Genomic DNA, 18,148 nt, shown 5'->3' on the forward strand with positions numbered 1-18,148 from the left:
TCAGCCTCCGGCGACCAGGTAGCTCGCCGCGGCGGCAGCGTCACCGGTGGCATAGCTGATGCCGGACTGGCCGACGCCGACACCGGAGCGGCCCAATTCCTCCACCCCGAGGGCGGCCATCGAATTGTGCTGTGCCCCATGAGCACTCAAGCTGACGGCGGTCTGGATCGACACCGCATCGACGGCGGGCGGAATCACGGCGGTGACCGCGGGCGCGGCGGCGGCGTGAGCCGCTGCCAACCGGGCCGTCAACGCCTCGACGGCGGAAGCCGCCGCGGCGAGGCCTTCGGGAACGACGCGAAGAGTCATCAGTTGAACTCCCTTCCACTGTTGCCGTTGTTTCCTGAGCGTCCTGCCACCGCGTCTGCGAACGGGTTGACGAGTTGCAGGAACGTGGGGGCATCGCCATCATCCAGCAGCATCGCTCGGCCCGCAGGCAGACGCCGGAACCGATGTCCCCGGATCTTTCCGCTGTCCTGCGGGTTGCCCGACAGCATCAGGATCGCCGCCTGCAGCTCATTGAGCCGGCGCAGCAGGGGTGCTGTCATCAGGGCGTGTGCCGAACCGGTGGCGCGTGCGGTCACGATGACGCGAAGGCCCAGCTCGCTTGCCTGCGACAGCAATCCGATGATGCCAGTCCACGGGCGCTGCCCGACGAACGGCCCGCTGACCGCGGGCGCATCCGGGATCTGGTCGACGTCGTCGATGATCAGATAGTGGGTGTGGCCGTCCTCGCCGGACTGGTACTTCCACCTGCTCAGCTCCTGCGGTGACAGGCCCGCAGGCGGTCGGCGCTTCTCCAGCAGGGCGGTGAGCCCGAGCATCGCCGGAGTGATCCGGTCGATGTTCGGGGTGTACTCGTTGTCCGGGAACAGCGGCTCGTCTACCAGATGCAGACGCCGGTCGATCACCGTGAACGCGACGCGGTCCGGGGTGGAGTTCTCCCGGATGGTGCGAATCACGTGACGCAGCAACGTCGTCTTGCCCGACCTGGCGTCGCCGAACACCATCATCAACGGGTTCTGGTCGAACGCCATCGGCACGGACGCGAGATCCTCCTCGCGCTGGCCGATGACCACCTGTTCCGGCGCCGGATACAACGGGGCCACAACGTCGGGCGCGAGATCATGCGGCAACAACCGCACCGGCGGTGCCGTGACACCCCGATGGCGGGCGTTTATCACCCTGATGTCGCGCAGCGCCGGCTCGGCGAACAGGAAGTGCTCGGCGGCCATGGTCAGGCCGCGGCCCGGCTGCTCGGCGGGCACCGCTTCGGCGGGCCTGCGCAGCGCACCGGTGACCCGCACATTGCTGTCGCGCGGATCCGACAGCTTCAGTTCGAGGCGCAGGCCCAGACCGTCGCGCATGGCCAACGGAACCTCGAGCCAATTCGGAGTCGTGATGACGGCGTGGATGCCGTAGGACATACCGGTGTTGACCAGCTCGGTGACCTTCGACAGCAACGGGTTCCGGGTGTTGAAGGTGTCGGTGTTGTCCCGGCTGAACGCGTAGAGGTTGTCGATGACCAGGAACACCTCGCCGTAATCGTCGCGCTGGCCGTTACCCGAGTGCCCCCGCGCCTGGCGGGCACGCAGCAATTGCTCGAGCTCACCGAAGGTGCGCCGGATGCGTTCGGGCTCCAGCGGAGAGGCGACGCTGCCGACGTGGGCCAGGTCTTCGAGCGACCGCAGCTGACCGCCGCCGTAGTCCAGGCAGTAGAACGTCACATCGCGCGGCGAGTGCAGGGCCGCCGCCGACAGCATGAAGGTCTGCAGCGCCGTGGTCTTGCCCGACTTCGGCCCACCGTGGATCAGCAGGTTGGCACCGGCGGACCTGGCGTCGAAGATCAACGGATCGCGCCGCATCGAGAACGGACGGTCGATCTCGCCCAGCGGCCAACGCCATTCGCGCTCGGCCACGTCCGCGCGGGCGAGCAGTTCGTCGAGCGGAATGGGCTCGTCCAGCGGAGGCAGCCACAGCGGAGGCGCCTTAGGACCGTAGTGGGCCAGCTGATCGCCGATGGTGGCGACGAGTTTGCGCGGCGGACGCTCCTCGTGAGCGGCGGGATCGGAAACGACGACCGTGTCGGCAGGCGCTTCGACGTGACCGGCAGTGAACGGCTGTGGCACTGGAACCGACTGCACCACAACGGACCTCTCCACCCGCGGAGGATCGTAGATGCCGTCGACGTAGGTGCTGCGGAACTTGACCGGCATCGCGCCCGGCGCAGGGACCAGGAATCCCTCGCCCTTGTGCTCAGGGCCGGCCTCGATGTGGAACGCGTCCTCCACACCGATGACCTGGCGGCTGATGGCCGGGCTGGCCACCTTGAGCCCGATGCGGTATGAGGTGTTCTTGTCGATGTCCTTGATCCGGCCGACATCCAGCGTCTGAGACGCGAACAGGATGTGGATGCGGAACGAACGGCCCTTGCGCGCAACGTAGTCGAACAGGTCGGCGTACTCGGGATGGTCGGAGAGCATCAACGAGAACTCGTCGGCGACGACGAGAAGCGTGGGCATCGGCGGCAGGTCGTGACCGGCCGCGATCGCCGCCTCGTACTCGAGCACCGAGTTGAACGCACTGCCCTGCACCCGACGACCGGCCTCCATCAGCAGTTGCTCGCGCCGTGCCACCTCACCGCGCAGCGTGTCGGCGAACCGGTCGGCGAGCGAACGCTTCTCGGCCATGTTCGAGATGACCGCGACCACCTGCGGGAAGTCCCGGAAGATGTCGGCGCCGGCCTCACCCTTGAAGTCGGCGTAGATCACGATCAGCCGATCGGCGGAGTGGGTCGTCAACAGCGACAACAGGATCGACATCAACGTCTGCGACTTGCCCGAGCCGGTCATGCCGATCATCAGGCCGTGCGGTCCCATCCCGCCTTCGGCCTCGTCCTTGAGGTCGAAGATCAGCGGCTCACCGGTGGCGGTGACGCCGATGGGCACCCGCAGTTCGTCGGTGCGCGCCCGCGGCGCCCACAGGCTCGCCACGTCCAGCGCCGCGGCGTCCGGGATGCCGAGCAGTGTGGAGAAGGTCGCCACCCCTGTTCTGCCGGTGCGTGCGTGGCTCGGGTTCGAATCCCACTTCGACAACCGGCGGGCGATGTGACGCGCGGTCGCGATGTCGAGTTGATCGGCGGCGTCGACGTAGGGCTGCCATCCTCCGGTCTGCCAGCGATGCAGTTTGCCGTCCGTCAGCTGCAGGATCGGCCGTTCCGGGTCGGGGTACTGCTCGCGGTGCGGTGGCTCGGCGACACGCTGCACTACCGTCACACCGGCCAACCCACCGCGCGGGACCAGCGCCGTGGCCTCCACGTCGGGATCGTCGACGACGATGAGCAGGTGCTTGACCTCGTCGACGTCGTCGCTGCCGAACGGTGAGCGATCGTCGAGCGCCGTGGCGAGCTGCGAGCGCAGTTCAACGATGTCGGACGACAGGTAGCGGGCAGGGCCGGCCCCGTCAACCGCTCCCGGAATGTCGTTGTGCGGCAGCCACTTCAGCCATGACCAGTCGTCGCTCTCGATGTCCGGTGCGATCAGTGCGATGCCGAGCACGGCGGGGTCGTGCCAGGTGACGGCCTGGGCGATCCAAGCGCGTAGCGCGCCGCGAACCTCGTCGGGCTCGCCGAGGACCGTGATGCGCGAAACCTTGCCTAGGTCGATACCGGTCGGCGCGGCCCGCACCGTCCGCTGCACGTCGAGGAGGGCGCGTAACGCGCTGTGCGACACCGGTTCCAGGTCGACCTCGTCGGCGCTGTCCTTCACCCGCAGTGAGGCGTTCAGCGGGGCGTCGTGCAGCCCGGTGCGCACCACCAGGAAGTCGGGGTCGTGCGGATCGCGCTCCCACTGCCTGCGGGTGCCGGGCACGTCGATGAGTAGGCCCGGATCCGGATGCGACCACTCCAGCGCCGCACGCTGCTCGGCGGCGTGCGCGCGCACGTTGTCGCGGACCACCGACAGGTAGCGCAGATAGTCGGCCCGCTCGGCGTCGACCTCCTCGGTGCGCATCTTGTTGTCGGTGCCGCGGTAGAGCGCGGTCGCGGCCAGCAGCAGGACGAACGGGAAGAACAGCGTCGTCGGCGAGATCAGGCGCATTCCGGTGGCGAACAGCGCCACGATCATGCCGACGATCAGGATGACGATCAGGAACGGCAGCACCCGCCGCAGCAGCGACGGCGGAATCACCCGCGGCAGCTCTGGCGGCGGTTCGATCGTGATGGTGCCTTTGCGCGTCGTCGGCACCGGGATGCGGCGACGCGCCTGGAATATGAGCCGACTCATTACGGCGTCTCCCTCACGACAGCGGGGCGGGGGTCAGCGGCCAGCGCGTCGTGGGCCAGCAACGCATCGCCTCCCGACAGCGTCGGGCCGGGCGCGAACTGGCTCAGCATCGACCATGGAATCGGTAGGGCGGGCGGGGTGAGGCCCAGCGCGGCGATGGCGTTCTCGTCACCGTCGGTGTCGAGGCCGTAGCGGACCCCGACATCGCTGAGCCAGAAGGTTGCGCCGCCAACGGGTGACGTCGACGCGCCCCCGCCGTCCTGCCCGACCGTCTGTACCAGGTAGCCGCGCCCGGGATTCAGCACCACCTGGTTTGCGGTCGTTCCCGAGCCCGCTCCGACCAGCGGCACGGGACGCAGCTGATCGGAGACCGGCAACGTGACACCGGAACGCAGGTTCAGTGTCGCGCTCGTGGCATCGGCGGGGCGCTTCCACTGCGCGCATGTCAACGGCGCGTCGGTGGAGTCGACGAGCGAAATCGGTTCGGCGGGATAGGCATCGGTGTCGATAACGTCCGCGACGGGCAGACGCGCGATGTCGTCGGCGCCCAACCGCGGCGGCTGGTCGAGTCCGAACGAGTTCGCATTACGCATGATTGCGGCGATTACCGGTGAAATCGGTTGCAGTCCTTCGCCGAGCACCGCGTAGTGACGCAGGGTGTTGTCGGTGGCGTAGGCCGTGACCACCGCACCGACCGGCGCGGGCACCGGCAACGGGTACCGTGGCGGTTCACCGGCCCCAAAGATGACCGGCGGAATCAACGCGGGGGCTTCGGGCACCGCGTTGAACAAGCCGGGCGCGACGGGCCGCGTGTCGGCGCCTGCGGTACCCAGCCCCAGTGCACTGGTGACCGCGCGGTCGTTCATGTCGATCGCACTTCGGCGCCCGCTCCACAGCAGCCAGGTACCCGCATTGGGGCCGCTCGGGGTGGAGACCAGGATCGCCTTGTTGTCGGACAGCTGCTTCGCGCGTTCGCCGCCGTCGGTCAGCGGGCCCGCGATCATCGTGACACCGACGGCCGGTCCCGAAACTCCGTCGCACACCGTCCAATCGGCGTCACTGGTGGTGTTCTGCACCATGCGTTCCGGGGCACCCGGGATACCGATCAGATTGCCGCGGGGGAACTGGTCGATCTCGCTGGTCTTGACCTGCGAGGGGTTGTCCGGCCGGCCCGCGATCAGGCGCGCGGACGTCAGGTTCAGCACCGGGTGCAGCTGCTCGCCGAGGCGAACGTAGAGGGCCGAGCTGGTGCGATCGGCAAGGATCGCGTCGTTGCCCGCGACGCCGCCGGGCCGGATCAGCGAGAACACGAAACACCCAGCCATGACGGTGATCAGCACCAGCGCGCCGACGAGCACCGAACGGGCTTGGGTGCGAAGCGGGTCGACGAGCATGCGGGTGTCGTGTAGCGCGACACCGGATGCGATGCGCCGCATGATGAATCGCCATCCGGTCACCTGATGACGGGTGACGAACCCGCGGCGGTACACGACCCGGTCGGGGTTCTCGTTGTCCGGGGTGCGCGAGGCAAACGCCCGGCGATCCGCATTGTCCGGAGTGCTCATTCGGGCACCGTCAAACCCAGGCCACGCAGCAGCGGAATGGCGGATTTGGTGACGTCTCCATCGGTAATGGTCATCAGCTCGTCATCTGTGAAGTCGTGGGCTTCGGCGGTGGAACCGCCAGTCGACGGGAGGTGATCGAGTCGGTACTCGCGCTCCTCCTCGGAACGCTCGACCAGGTTGCGAACGAAACGGCCGTTGCCGGCGATGTCGAGGTTGCGCCTCTCCACACCGGTGGCGTCCGGCGTCGTCGCCGCCGCCAACTGCCCGAACAGCGTTTCCATGTGGGCGAGCGCCGCCGGTTCGAAGACGCTGTCGCGCTTCTCGGCCATGCGCACCGCGATCTCGACGAGTTCATGCGGTGTGTACGAGGGGAATTCGATGCTGCGGGTGAAGCGGGACCGCAGGCCCTCGTTGGTGTCGAGGAACGCGTCGAGATCCTTGCGGTAACCGGCGACGATGACGACCAACCGCTCGCGGTCGTTTTCCATGCGCGCCAGCAGCGTATCGATCGCCACCAGGCCGAAGTCATTCTTGGCGCCGGTCGACACCAGCGCATAGGCCTCGTCGAGGAACAACACACCGTCGAGCGCGCTGTCGATTATCGCGTTGGTCTTGGCCTCGGTTTCACCGATGTGCTGGCCGATCAGGTCGGCTCGGTGCACCTCGCGGACGGTCTCCTTCTTGAGAATGCCCAGACCGCAATAGATTTTGGCCACAACACGCGCGATGGTCGTCTTACCGGTACCGGGAGGGCCCGCGAACACGAGGTGGTTGGTGCGCTGCGCCACGGCCAGGCCACGCTCCTGGCGGCGGATCGCCATGGCGACCGAACTCTTCAGCCGCGCAACCTGGTACTTGACCTCTTCTAAGCCGATGAACTCGGCGAGCTCGGCCTCGGCCTCGAGTAGCAGGTGCGCCTTGCGCTCCTTGGCGCCGGGGTCGACGAACTCGGACTCGCTCGGCTCGGTGGCGGGATCCCACGGATCGGAGCGGCCCTCGATGCGCGCGGCCGTGGTCGTCAGGATGCCGTAGGAGGAGTCCGACAGCGCGATCTCGACCTGCTCGTTTTCCGGGTTCGCGGCGTAGAGTTCGGCGAGCACGTCGGCCGCGTCGAGCTCCTCGCCCTGCGCGCGTAGGCAGAGCGCCTTGACGAGCGTGCCGTCCACCGTGGCGACATCGACTGGGCCGGATGGGTCCTCGAGGTACGACAGCGCGGGTGCGTACATGCCCAGGCGGGCGAGCGACGTGCCGAGCGCGACGCGTGCCGCGTGTGCGTAGGTCTCGTCGAGCCGCGTGTCGTTGACGATCGGAGTGATCAGCCGGACCACATCCGACCAGCGCTCGGCGCGGTAGTACATCGCGATCCGCACCCACCGCGCGTCCAGCCAGCTGGGGCGTCGGGTGATCAACGGCTCGACGAGTTCGTCGGCGCCTACGTAGTCGCCGGCATCGCACAGCGTGACCGCATACGCCAGTTGGAAGTCGTCGGGTGTCGACGCCGAGAACTTGAGGTAGAGCCCGGTGTCGTAAGTGAAGGCCAGGTCGCCTTCGGCGAGCTGTACGTGGCGCTGCAGCACACCCGCCGTGGCGACCGTCTGCCAGATGGCCTCGAGTACCCGGGCGCTGGTGTCCCCCGCCGCGGCCAGGCCGGTCCACGCATCGCACTGTTCGCGAGCGATCCGGGTGAGTTCAGTGAAACCGGATCGGGCCGCGACCGGATCCGGCGGGCGTCGACGGTCGTGCACCGACAGCCCGAGGGCTCGGCAACACGTGGCGAACCGACTCACCACGTCGTGGTCGACGCGCGAAGTCGCAGCAAAATCGGTCTGTAGCGGCACGCGCCGTGTTCTCCCCGTAGTAATGGCAGGCTAACTTTCCGCCCGAAGTTAGCATTGACTAAGCTAACTTGTACAGACGCACGGGGTCCGCTCAGCGGGTGAACAAGCTCACGCCTTGACGGCGCTCACCAGGCTTATAGTCCCAGTCATCGTCGCGGCCTCCGACCCCTCCTCGGGCACCGGCCGGCCGTTCTCAGACAACCAGTCCTCGAGGGGTGTGGCCTCGGCACGCCACCCGCGGGCACCGAACCACTGCGCGGCGGGTTCATGCTGTTCGTTGTAGACAAGGGTGAAGAAGGTGTCCTCCTCTCCGGCGGACCGCTCCTCTTCCCTTTTGGCCTCGAAGGCCTCCGCGTCCATCGGCTCTGCATCCTCCACCGCGGCGTGACTGCCGGCCGCGGCCAGCGAGTCGATCCCGGTGAACAGGTCGCGTTGCGCGCCGGCCGGCAGATAGATCAGTAGGCCTTCGGCGATCCAGGCCGATGGTTCGTCGGGGTCGAACCCTTCGTCACGCAGCGCTTGGGGCCAGTCCTCGCGCAGATCGACCGGGACCTCACGGCGTTTGGCCCGCGGGGTGTGCGCGTCGAGGACCTGCCGTTTGAACTCGAGCACCCGCAGCTGGTCCAACTCGAACACGACGGTGCCGTCGGCCCAGTCCAAGCGGTACGCGCGCGAATCCAAGCCCGCGGCCAGCAGCACAATCTGCCGGACTCCCGCGTCGGCGGCGGCGCGAAAATAGTTGTCGAAGTACCTGGTGCGGACGGCCTGGAAGTCCACGAACGCCGTGCCGAAGTCGTCGGTTCGCAGAGGATGGTCGGGCGCTCTTCCGTCGAGCAGATCCGCCCACTCACCACCCACCGCGCGGCAGAACGTCTCGGCGAAGGGGTCGACAGCGATCGGGTGCGGCTTCTGCGCCTCCAGCGCCCGGGCCGCGGCGACGAATAACGCGGTGGAGCCGACGCTGGTGGTGATGTCCCAGGTGTCGTTGTCGTTGCGCATGTACTTGTTGTACGCCGACAATCTGACAGCGCTCTGTCAGACCAAGTGCCACCCAGAACGGCAGCCTCTAGTGTGCAGTCAGATCGCAGTTTGGTGGCTCCGAGGCCCGATTCCCGATCTGAATGCACGCCAGCGGTTTACGTCTGTCACCTCACACCAGCGGCCGGCCCGTGCGCACCCGCCAGTCCAGGTCTTTGAGCAGCACGTTGAACGGGAACTGCCGGACGAACCGCGGCATCACATTGTTGATGCGGCCCAGCATGGCCATCACCTGGTTGAACCGGCGCTGTTTCTTCGCGTCCCACGGCAGCTGCATCTCGTCGCGGAAGCGCTGAGGCAGGAAGCCGGTCGTGATGAAGAGGCTGAACGCATCGGTGCGCTTCTGCAGCCATGCCGGAGCCTTGAGGTCGCCGAGCCGGCCCGCGGCGATGGGCCACAGGTACTCCCGCACCGCGTCGTCGATGTGGACCTTGTCCAGCGACTCCTGCCAGTACTCGTCGAAGGCCTTGCGATCGGCCGGCCACATCTCCGCGGGAACCTGCAGCGTGGTGCCCAGCGCCGCACCGTCGCGGTAGTGGCGGTCGGCCGATTCGTCATCCATCTCGCCGACGAAGACCCGGTACACGTCGACGAAGCCCTTGTACAGGCAGGCTGCCACCCACAGCTGCAGATCTTTGTTGAACGCGTTGTACTCGACGGGGCTGTCCGGCAGCGAGTACACCTCGGCGTGCGACCGGTTGACCGCACGCCGGTAAGTGGCCTTCTGCTCATCGGTGCCCGCGAGCGCGACCGCAAGATAGGTGAACGTCGTCCGCGCCCGCTTGATCGGGTGCCGATCCGCGCGGCCACTCTCGACGCGGCTGTCTTTGACGCCGTATCCGACGCCAGGCCGCGAGAGTTCCATGATCACGTTGGCCGGACCCGACAGCAGGCCGATCCCGAGCATGGCGTCCCCTGGCGCGACGTTGCGCCGCAGCTTGCGCCCGGGCAGCGGCGCGTCGTTGACCGGTCTTCCGACGTGGTCGATCGGCTGGGAAACCATCGGGGAACCCCTATCGCAATGTGAGAACATGTGTTTCCTGATATTGTCTCCGCTCGGTGCCGGGTGTCAAGATGGCGGTCATGGCACAGGTACGGCCCTATCGGGGCGTCGCCGCGGTCCAGCGCCTCGCGCAGCGCCGGCTGCGCCTGCTCGACGCCGGACTCGAGCTGCTCGGCGCGGGTGCCGACGATCTCGCCGAGTTGACAGTGCGGGCGATCTGCGCCAAGGCCGGCCTGGGTGTCCGCTACTTCTACGAGACGTTCCACGACAAAGACGACTTCGCCGCCCAGGTCTACGACTGGGTGATCGCCGATATCGCGGCGACGACCCAGGCGGCCGTCGCGGCCGCGCCGCCCCGCGAGCAGCCGCGCGCGGCGATGGCGAACATCGTGCACACCATCGCCGCAGATCTGCGCGTCGGTCGCCTGGTGTTCAGCGTTGAATTGTCGAACACGGTGATCACGCGTAAACGCGTCGAGTCCACAGCCCTGTTCGCACAGTTGCTGCTGCAGCACGCGGGCGCGGTCGGCCCGTACGAGAATGAACTCGACGAAGCGACGGCGCATTTCGCGGTCGGCGGGGTGGGCCAGACGATCAGCACGTGGCTGGCGGGGCGCCTAGATCTGGACGCCGACCAACTCATCGACCGGCTCGCGGCGAACATCAACGCGATCTCAGGTGTGCCGACGAACGACGCCTGACCAGCTCAGGCGGTCACCCTCGGGCGCCGCTCCGCGGCGGTCCTCGGCGTAGCTCTCGCGTCACTCTCGCCGAACTCTTTGGTCCAGCAGGCGAATTCGAGCGTAATGCCGTCCGGGTCGAGGAAGTAGAACGACCTGACGTAAACGCCGGGATGCACCGTCGGCGAAACCTGGGCCTCGCTGTCGTCATGATTGAGCACAGGACCGACCCGCACGCCCTTGGCCTTGAGCCGCTGCCGATATTCGTCGAATTTCTCGGCGGGTACGTGAAATGCCAGATGGTTCATCGTGCTGACGGCGCTGACGATGTCCCCGATTCCCGGAATGGCCTCGGGCGAGGAGACGCCGGGAACCCGGTCCGGCGCGTCGGCGAACCAAAAGAATGCGACACAGTCGCCGTTACCGGCGTCGAAGAAGAAGTGCTGCCCCATGCCTCCCGGCAGATCGAGCGACTTTATCAACGGCATACCGAGGACGTTGCTGTAGAAGTCGACGGTTTTCGCCATATCCGAGCACACCAGCGCGACATGGTTGATGCCGCCGAGTTCGAACTCGGTGTTGGGATTGTCGGGCCTGATCACTGGGCGCCTCCTAGCGCGAATCTCTGGCCAGAAACGCAAATCGAATTTAGCATCAGGGGCAATCACGAGCAATGACGAACGGACCAGCACCGTTATGACGATCGTCCCGCGCGTCCCACCGCCGGTCAGACCGATCATCAAGATCGTTGAACAGCCTGTAGCCCTTGCTTTTTGGCTCGGCAGAAGGCAACCCGGATGACCAAAACGCCATCGAGCACCGCAACGCCGGGTGTCATCCGTGAGTTCGTCGGCCTCGATTCCCCGACCGCCCGGCGGGCGGGTGCGGGTGGGCATCCGTGCCAGGGCCTCTATCACCGCGGGGTGGGCCGCAAACCGAAGGTCGCGATGATCGCCACGCACTACCAGATCGATTTCTCCGAGCACTATCTCGCCGACTACATGGCCACCCGCGGCATCGGTTTCCTGGGCTGGAACACCCGTTATCGCGGATTCGAGAGCAGCTTCCTGCTCGACCATGCGCTAGTGGACATCGGTGTCGGCGTGCGATGGCTGCGCGAGGTCCAAGGCGTGGAAACCATTGTGCTGCTCGGAAACTCCGGGGGTGGATCGTTGATGGCGGCCTACCAGGCACAGGCCGTCGACCCACATGTGACACCGCTTCCGGGAATGCGTCCCGCAACGGGCCTGACCGACCTGCCTGCCGCCGACGGGTACGTCTCGACCGCGGCGCATCCCGGCCGCCCCGACGTGCTGACCGCCTGGATGGACGCGGCGGTCGTCGACGAGACCGACGCGGTCGCAAGCGATCCCGATCTCGATCTCTTTGAGGAGAATAACGGCCCACCGTTCTCGACCGAGTTCGTCGAGCGGTACCGGGCCGCTCAGATCGCACGAAACCACGCAATCACGGACTGGGCCGAGGCCGAACTCGAGCATGTGCGTGCATCCGGTTTCTCCGACCGCCCGTTCACGGTGCTGCGGACATGGGCGGACCCGCGCATGGTCGATCCCGCCCTGGAGCCGACGAAGCGACCCGCGAACATGTGTTATGCCGGAGTGCCGATGCAGGCCAACAGATCTGCACGCGGTATCGCCGCGGCCTGCACATTGCGAAACTGGATCGGGATGTGGAGCCTTCGACACGCCCAAACTCGCGCCGAACCGCACCTCAACCGGATCACGTGCCCGGCTCTGGTGATCAGCGCCGACCAGGACACCGGCGTGTTCCCGTCGGACGCCCAGCGCATCTTCGACGCGCTTGCCGGCTCAGACAAGATGCAGTCCTCGATCGACACCGACCATTACTTCACCACTCCCGGTGCGCGCAGCGAACAAGCCGATACCATCGCCAAGTGGATCGCGAAGCGGTGGCGTTAGACGCCGACCCGCCGCGCGAACGCTCGCCGCTGAGGGTCCTCGCTCACTTCACTCCCGGTTCGAAGGCCATCGATTTCGTTGCACCGCAATCTGATTGGCTCGACATCCGCTACTGTGCCGAGGACGACGACACCGCCTTCTACCGGGAGCTTCCCGAGGCCGAGGTGATCTGGCATGTGCTTCGACCGATTTCGGGAGACGATCTCGCCCAAGCGCGACGCTGCCTGCTGGTGCACAAGATGGGCGCCGGAGTTAACACCATCGACGTGGACGCCGCGACCGCCCAAGGCATCGCGGTCGCCAACATGCCGGGGGCCAACGCACCGTCGGTAGCCGAGGGAGCCGTGTTGCTGATGCTGGCCGTCCTGCGCAGGGTGACCGAACTCGACCGCGCCACCCGGGAGGGACGAGGCTGGCCGTCCGACTCGAGCCTGGGCGAAACCGTGCGCGACATCGGCGGCTGCACCGTCGGGTTGGTCGGTTACGGCAACATCGCCACCCGGGTCGAGAGAATCGTTGGGGCGATGGATGCCGAGGTTCTGCACACCAGCACGCGCGACGACGGCCATCGGGGCTGGCGTGCGCTACCCGACCTGCTGGCCGCCAGCGACATCGTCTCGCTGCATCTTCCGCTGACCGACGCGACAGCGGGCATGATCGACCGCGCAGCGCTGGACCGGATGAAGCCCGGCGCCGTCCTGGTCAACACCAGCCGCGGGCCCATCGTCGACGAACCCGCCCTCGTCGACGCGCTGCGGTCTGGAAACTTGGCCGGGGCGGGCCTCGACGTCTTCGCCACCGAGCCCGTAGAGGCCGACAACCCGCTGCTCGGGCTCGACAACGTCGTGCTCACCCCGCACGTCACCTGGTACACCGCCGACACGATGCGCAGGTATCTGGAACACGGTCTGGACAACTGCCGGCGGCTGTGGGACGGCCGTGAACTGGCCAACGTCGTGAACGGTATCGTGTCTCCCAACCGACCGGTTAATGGGGACGGTCCGTCACAGTGAGGTGCAGGTATGCCCATCGCCATCAATCCTGAGCACAGCGACCTGGCCGACTCGGTGCGGTCCTTCGTCGCTCGGGTGGCGCCCTCCGAGGTGCTCCACGAAGCGCTGGAGACGCCGATTCCCAATCCGCCGCCCTACTGGAAGGGCGCGGCCGATCAAGGTCTGCAAGGTGTGCACCTGTCCGAAGACGTTGGCGGGCAAGGCTTCGGGATACTCGAGTTGGCCATCGTCGCCGCCGAGTTCGGCTACGGCGCGGTGCCGGGGCCGTTCGTTCCGTCGGCCATCGCCAGCGCACTGATCGCCGCACACGACCCCAACGCCCCACAACTAGGCGACCTGGCCTCCGGCACGACGATCGCGACCTACGCCATCGACTCGAGCCTGACCGCCACCCGCCACGGCGAAGGTGATGCCGCCGGTCTGGTCATCCGCGGCGAGGTCCGTGCCGTGCCCAGCGCCGCAGAGGCGTCGCTGCTGGTGCTCCCGGTCGCCATCGAGAGCGGCGAGGAGTGGGTGATCCTCGACGCCGACCAATTGGAGATCGAACCCGTCAAGAGCCTCGACCCGCTGCGCCCGTTGGCACACGTGCGGGCGAACGCCATCGAAGTCAGCGACGACCGGGTGCTGAGCAACCTGAGCCGGCCGCTGGCTCGCGCGCTGATCTCGACGCTGCTGTCGGCGGAGTGCATCGGCGTGGCGCGGTGGGCCACCGACACCGCCGCGGCGTACGCCAAGATTCGCGAACAGTTCGGCAGGCCCATCGGACAGTTTCAGGCCATCAAGCACAAGTGCGCTTCGATGATCGCCGACACCGAGCGGGCCACCGCCGCCGTCTGGGATGCGGCCCGCGCCATCGACGAGTTCACCGCGCACGTGCGCAGCGGAGAAGACCCCGAAACCGGTTCTGCGGAAATCGCATTCGAGTTCGCCGCTGCCGTGGCGGCCACCCTGGCGCCCGAGGCCGCCCAGCACTGCGCTCAGGACTGCATCCAGGTGCACGGCGGCATCGGGTTCACCTGGGAGCACGACACCAACGTGTACTACCGGCGCGCGCTGGTGCTTGCGGCCGGTTTCGGCAGGCACGCCGACTACCCGCAGCAAGTCGTCGACGTCGCGACCAGCACGGGGATGCGCAAACTCAACATCGATCTCGATCCCGAGACCGAGAAGCTGCGTGACGAGATCCGCGCGGAAGTGGCTGCGCTGAAAGCCATTTCACGCGAAGAGCGCAACGTCGCGATCGCCGAGGGTGGTTGGGTGCAACCGCATCTGCCCAAGCCGTGGGGACGTGCGGCCGGCCCCGTCGAGCAGATCATCATCGCCCAGGAGTTCGACACCGGCCGGGTCAAGCGCCCGCAGATGGGCATCGCGGCCTGGATCATCCCCTCGATCGTCGCGTTCGGCACGGACGAACAGCAACAGCGTTTCCTGCCGCCCACCTTCCGCGGCGAAATGATCTGGTGTCAGCTGTTTTCCGAACCCGGTGCGGGTTCGGACCTGGCCAGCCTGACGACCAAGGCCACGAAGGTCGACGGCGGCTGGCGGATCACCGGGCAGAAGATCTGGACCACCGGTGCGCAGTACTCGCAGTGGGGCGCGCTGTTGGCGCGCACCGACCCGTCGGCGCCCAAGCACAACGGGATCACCTACTTCCTGCTCGACATGGCCAGCGAGGGCGTCGAGGTCAAACCGCTTCGCGAGCTGACCGGCAACGCGATGTTCAACACGGTCTTCATCGACGACGTGTTCGTCCCCGACGAGATGGTGCTCGGTGAGGTGAACCGCGGCTGGGAGGTCAGCAGGAACACGCTGACCAACGAACGGGTTTCGATCGGCAGCAGTGAGCCGCCGTTCCTGGCCAGCCTGGCCGACTTCATCACGTTCCTTCAGGACGGGCAGTTCGACCAGATCGAGCAGAACCACGCGGGCAGGCTCATCGCCGAAGGGCATGCCGCCAAGGTGCTCCACATGCGCTCGACGCTGCTCACACTCGCCGGTGCCGATCCGATGCCGTCCGCGGCGATCTCCAAACTGCTGTCGATGAAAACCGGCCAGGGCTACGCGGAGTTCGCGGTGTCCTCGTTCGGCACCGACGGCGCGATCGGCGACCCGGGGCAGGAGCCCGGCCGGTGGGCGGAGTACCTGCTCGGCAGCAGGGCAACCACGATCTACGGCGGCACGACCGAAGTGCAGCTCAACATCATCGCCGAACGGCTATTGGGACTGCCGCGCGATCCGTAAAGGCGCTTGCTGAAACGGCGTAGCCTGAGATCTGGGGTTGCGTCCAAGGGTTGGCGGTAGCTATGAGCGGTCTCGGTGTCCGTATCGCCCGCGTCGTCGTCGGCACGGCGGCGATGACAGGGCTGTTTCTGGCGCCGACGGTCCTTGCCGACGATCCGACGCCACGCGCGCAGTCCGCGCCCTGCTATCCCGGCATCATCCCCGGGAACCCCTGGGCGACGTCGTGCAACTTCGGGTCCCGACCGCCGCGAGTACGTGGTGGCCCGCCCGACCAGACGGCGGTGATCGCCTGCCGCGACATCCCCGGATGCCTGTCCGCGTTCGTCAACAATCCCTGACGAGCGTTTCAATGAACATACCGAGGGCAACATTTCAGCTATGACCAACGACGTCGAGAAACGCTGGGACCGGCCGAAAGCGTTCCGGGCCGCTGCCACCTACACCGCGGTGGTGGTCGCGGTGGCCGCCGTCGCCTTCGTCATCTACGCCCTTGTGTCGAAGACTTCGGTCGTGGCCGCCTCCACCGTGCCCACAATCCTGTTGCTCGGCGGTATCGGCGCGTTCATCAAGACCTACCGCGAGTGGAAGGCGAAGGGCACCTGGGTCCAGTGGCAGGGCGCCGGATGGTTCCTGCTCCTGCTGATGCTGGTGTGCCTGTCGATTCCGGGCGCGGCCGCGATGGCCGATTAAGGCACGACCTGACTATTCCGGCTGGTTGGCTTCTGCCTTCTCGTCGGCGTTTTCGTCGGCCTTCTCGTCCGACTGCTCGTCGGCCTTGTTCTCGCCGCCGCCGTCGGCCTTGGCTTTCTCGCCGCCTCCGTCGGCCTTGGCTTTCTCGCCGCCTCCGTCGACGTCCATCTCCCGAAGCTCACGTTTCAGGATCTTGCCCGTTGGATTGCGCGGCAACTCGTCGAGGAAGACGACCTCGCGCGGCACCTTGTAGCGCGCCAGGTGCTCGCGGACATAACCCTTGATGTCGTCCTCACCGATCGAGGCGCCGTCGGACTTGACGACGAACGCCCGCAGCCGGTGACCCCATTCCTTGTCCTCGACACCCACCGCGGTGGCCTCGACAACCTCCGGGTGTCCGCTGATCAGGTCCTCCACCTCGGCGGGGAACACGTTCTCGCCGCCGGACACGATCATCTCGTCGTCGCGGCCACTGACGTAGAGCAGACCGTTCTCGTCGAAATAGCCGACGTCACCCGACGACATCAGACCGTCGATGATCTGCTTGTGGCCGCCGCCGGTGTAGCCCTCGAACGGGAAGAAGTTGCCGACGAAGATCCGCCCGACCTCGCCCTGGGGCAGTTCATTGCCGTCGTCGTCGAGGATCTTGACCTTCACGCCCTTCACCACCGGTCCGACGGTGGCCGGGTTCTTCTCAAGATCCTGCGGTCGCGCGATCGTGGCGAACGCGATCTCGGTCGACCCGTACAGGTTGTAGATCACGGGTCCGAGCATCTTGAGCCCCCGCTGTGCCATCTCCGCGCCCAGCTGCGACCCCGATACGAACACGATCCGCAGCGACGACAAGTCGGGCTTGCGATCCATGTCGTCAAGCGCATCGAGCATGCGCGACAACATCACTGGCACGACCACCACCGCGGTCACCTTGTGCTCCTCGATGTCCTCGAGGACCTTCTGAGCCTTGAACCGCCTGCGCAGCAACAGCGTCGTGCCCAACATCATCGAGATCGTCGCGTGCAGAAAACCCAACGCGTGGAACATCGGCGCCGGAAGCGCGGTGATCTCACCACCCTTGAACGGAACATGCGAGAGCACACCGCCGATGGGAGCGAGGGTGGGCGGTGTACTTCTGTTGGCGCCCTTGGGTGTTCCCGTCGTCCCACTGGTCAGGATGATCACCGACGAATGCTTGGTCGCCTTGGGCGCCGCCTTACCGGAGTGTCGGGAGACGAAGTCCTCGAGCGTCTCGTCGGTGCTGTTCGACGGTTCGTCCTTATCGGGGTTCACGCCGAGCGCGCGCAGCTTGCCCAGCGGCGGATCCGCTTTGGACACGGCCTGGCAGTACTCGTCGTCGTAGATGATCAGCTTGGCGCCCTCACGTTCGGACACCTCCTTGACCTGGGGCCCGGAGAACTCGCTGTTGAGCAGGATGATCCGCGCACCGGTGCGGGCCGCGCCGTACAGCGCGACGAGGAACCACCGGTGGTTGCGAGCCAGGATCGCGACCCCGTCACCGCCCTTGACACCCTTCTCCAGCAGGCCGTTGGCCACTGAATGTGCTGCGTCGTCGAGTTCCTTGAACGTCATCTCGCCGAAGTCGTCGATGATCGCGGTGCGATTAGGGGTGCGGCGGGCGTTCAGGGCCGGGATCATCCCGAACTCGCCCCAACGCCGGATGTCGGCGAGCATTCCGGCGACGTTCTGCGGTGGTTCGATCTTGAACGCTCCCGCTCCGAACATCTTGGTGGCGTAGTGCAGCTCGGCCGACCCGCGTTCGACGAGTTGTTGAGCCTTGGCGAGCGCTTGCGACGGGAGCTCGGAGAGTCTTGCCATGTCCCCACCATATGTGACCCGCGT

The 18,148-nt window shown here is 66.7% G+C and carries 14 protein-coding genes; 6 read left to right on the top strand and 8 right to left on the bottom strand.

Annotated features, from left to right (window positions below; all coding sequences use genetic code 11):
• The 6 genes from A5790_RS19170 to A5790_RS19195 all read right to left on the bottom strand — a co-directional run bounded on the left by A5790_RS19170 (position 1) and on the right by A5790_RS19195 (position 9,727).
• Positions 1–309 carry a PE family protein gene (locus A5790_RS19170; RefSeq protein ID WP_064417542.1) on the bottom strand — a complete coding sequence of 103 codons (309 nt, stop codon included), beginning with the start codon at positions 307–309 and terminating at the stop codon, positions 1–3.
• Positions 309–4,283, bottom strand: a complete 3,975-nt coding sequence (eccCa, locus tag A5790_RS19175) for a type VII secretion protein EccCa (protein ID WP_066847756.1) — start codon at positions 4,281–4,283, stop codon at positions 309–311. Before eccCa ends, A5790_RS19170 begins: the two co-directional genes overlap by 1 nt.
• Positions 4,283–5,848, bottom strand: a complete 1,566-nt coding sequence (gene eccB / locus A5790_RS19180) for a type VII secretion protein EccB (protein WP_066847758.1) — start codon at positions 5,846–5,848, stop codon at positions 4,283–4,285. Before eccB ends, eccCa begins: the two co-directional genes overlap by 1 nt.
• Complete coding sequence (gene eccA / locus A5790_RS19185; RefSeq protein WP_304441294.1) at positions 5,845–7,686, bottom strand: type VII secretion AAA-ATPase EccA; 1,842 nt, start codon at positions 7,684–7,686, stop codon at positions 5,845–5,847. Before eccA ends, eccB begins: the two co-directional genes overlap by 4 nt.
• A gap of 108 nt (positions 7,687–7,794) precedes the next feature.
• A complete protein-coding gene (locus A5790_RS19190) occupies positions 7,795–8,685 on the bottom strand; it encodes an SAM-dependent methyltransferase (RefSeq protein WP_066848319.1) in 891 nt (296 codons plus the stop codon).
• A gap of 151 nt (positions 8,686–8,836) precedes the next feature.
• Complete coding sequence (locus A5790_RS19195) at positions 8,837–9,727, bottom strand: oxygenase MpaB family protein (RefSeq protein WP_066847762.1); 891 nt, start codon at positions 9,725–9,727, stop codon at positions 8,837–8,839.
• An 80-nt stretch (positions 9,728–9,807) separates the two neighbouring features.
• Between A5790_RS19195 and A5790_RS19200 the strand changes: the two genes are divergently transcribed.
• Entirely contained in the window at positions 9,808–10,428 is a 621-nt protein-coding gene (locus tag A5790_RS19200) for a TetR/AcrR family transcriptional regulator (protein ID WP_066848323.1), read from the top strand.
• Between the two features lie 5 nt (positions 10,429–10,433).
• Here the strand turns inward: A5790_RS19200 and A5790_RS19205 are convergent, their stop codons facing one another.
• Positions 10,434–11,009, bottom strand: a complete 576-nt coding sequence (locus A5790_RS19205) for a VOC family protein (RefSeq protein WP_066847764.1) — start codon at positions 11,007–11,009, stop codon at positions 10,434–10,436.
• A 195-nt stretch (positions 11,010–11,204) separates the two neighbouring features.
• Here A5790_RS19205 and A5790_RS19210 point away from each other — a divergent pair, with 195 nt between their 5' ends.
• The 5 genes from A5790_RS19210 (at position 11,205) to A5790_RS19230 (ending at position 16,291) form a co-directional block, all read left to right on the top strand.
• Entirely contained in the window at positions 11,205–12,347 is a 1,143-nt protein-coding gene (locus tag A5790_RS19210) for an alpha/beta hydrolase (RefSeq protein ID WP_066847765.1), read from the top strand.
• Positions 12,323–13,360, top strand: a complete 1,038-nt coding sequence (locus A5790_RS19215; RefSeq protein ID WP_369829802.1) for a 2-hydroxyacid dehydrogenase — start codon at positions 12,323–12,325, stop codon at positions 13,358–13,360. Before A5790_RS19210 ends, A5790_RS19215 begins: the two co-directional genes overlap by 25 nt.
• A gap of 9 nt (positions 13,361–13,369) precedes the next feature.
• Positions 13,370–15,601, top strand: coding sequence for an acyl-CoA dehydrogenase (locus A5790_RS19220; RefSeq protein ID WP_066847769.1), 2,232 nt, complete (start codon positions 13,370–13,372; stop codon positions 15,599–15,601).
• 62 nt (positions 15,602–15,663) lie between these two features.
• The gene (locus A5790_RS19225; RefSeq protein ID WP_066847771.1) at positions 15,664–15,939 is read left to right on the top strand and encodes a hypothetical protein; all 276 of its coding nucleotides are present in this window, start codon (positions 15,664–15,666) and stop codon (positions 15,937–15,939) included.
• A 40-nt stretch (positions 15,940–15,979) separates the two neighbouring features.
• Complete coding sequence (locus A5790_RS19230) at positions 15,980–16,291, top strand: hypothetical protein (protein WP_066847773.1); 312 nt, start codon at positions 15,980–15,982, stop codon at positions 16,289–16,291.
• 12 nt (positions 16,292–16,303) lie between these two features.
• Here the strand turns inward: A5790_RS19230 and fadD2 are convergent, their stop codons facing one another.
• Positions 16,304–18,124, bottom strand: coding sequence for a long-chain-fatty-acid--CoA ligase FadD2 (gene fadD2, locus A5790_RS19235; RefSeq protein WP_082961794.1), 1,821 nt, complete (start codon positions 18,122–18,124; stop codon positions 16,304–16,306).
• Positions 18,125–18,148: the final 24 nt, after the last annotated feature.

It is taken from the genome of Mycobacterium sp. 852002-51152_SCH6134967 (assembly GCF_001667105.1).
Classification (GTDB): domain Bacteria; phylum Actinomycetota; class Actinomycetes; order Mycobacteriales; family Mycobacteriaceae; genus Mycobacterium; species Mycobacterium neumannii_A.

Bases quoted from the DNA above. Each gene is read 5' to 3' on its own strand.
- A5790_RS19225 (WP_066847771.1), top strand. From the start codon at position 15,664: ATGAGCGGTCTCGGTGTCCGTATCGCCCGCGTCGTCGTCGGCACGGCG.
- eccB (WP_066847758.1), bottom strand. From the start codon at position 5,848: ATGAGCACTCCGGACAATGCGGATCGCCGGGCGTTTGCCTCGCGCACC.
- A5790_RS19210 (WP_066847765.1), top strand. From the start codon at position 11,205: ATGACCAAAACGCCATCGAGCACCGCAACGCCGGGTGTCATCCGTGAG.
- A5790_RS19200 (WP_066848323.1), top strand. From the start codon at position 9,808: ATGGCACAGGTACGGCCCTATCGGGGCGTCGCCGCGGTCCAGCGCCTC.
- eccCa (WP_066847756.1), bottom strand. From the start codon at position 4,283: ATGAGTCGGCTCATATTCCAGGCGCGTCGCCGCATCCCGGTGCCGACG.
- A5790_RS19230 (WP_066847773.1), top strand. From the start codon at position 15,980: ATGACCAACGACGTCGAGAAACGCTGGGACCGGCCGAAAGCGTTCCGG.
- A5790_RS19220 (WP_066847769.1), top strand. From the start codon at position 13,370: ATGCCCATCGCCATCAATCCTGAGCACAGCGACCTGGCCGACTCGGTG.
- A5790_RS19190 (WP_066848319.1), bottom strand. From the start codon at position 8,685: ATGCGCAACGACAACGACACCTGGGACATCACCACCAGCGTCGGCTCC.
- fadD2 (WP_082961794.1), bottom strand. From the start codon at position 18,124: ATGGCAAGACTCTCCGAGCTCCCGTCGCAAGCGCTCGCCAAGGCTCAA.
- A5790_RS19170 (WP_064417542.1), bottom strand. From the start codon at position 309: ATGACTCTTCGCGTCGTTCCCGAAGGCCTCGCCGCGGCGGCTTCCGCC.
- A5790_RS19195 (WP_066847762.1), bottom strand. From the start codon at position 9,727: ATGGTTTCCCAGCCGATCGACCACGTCGGAAGACCGGTCAACGACGCG.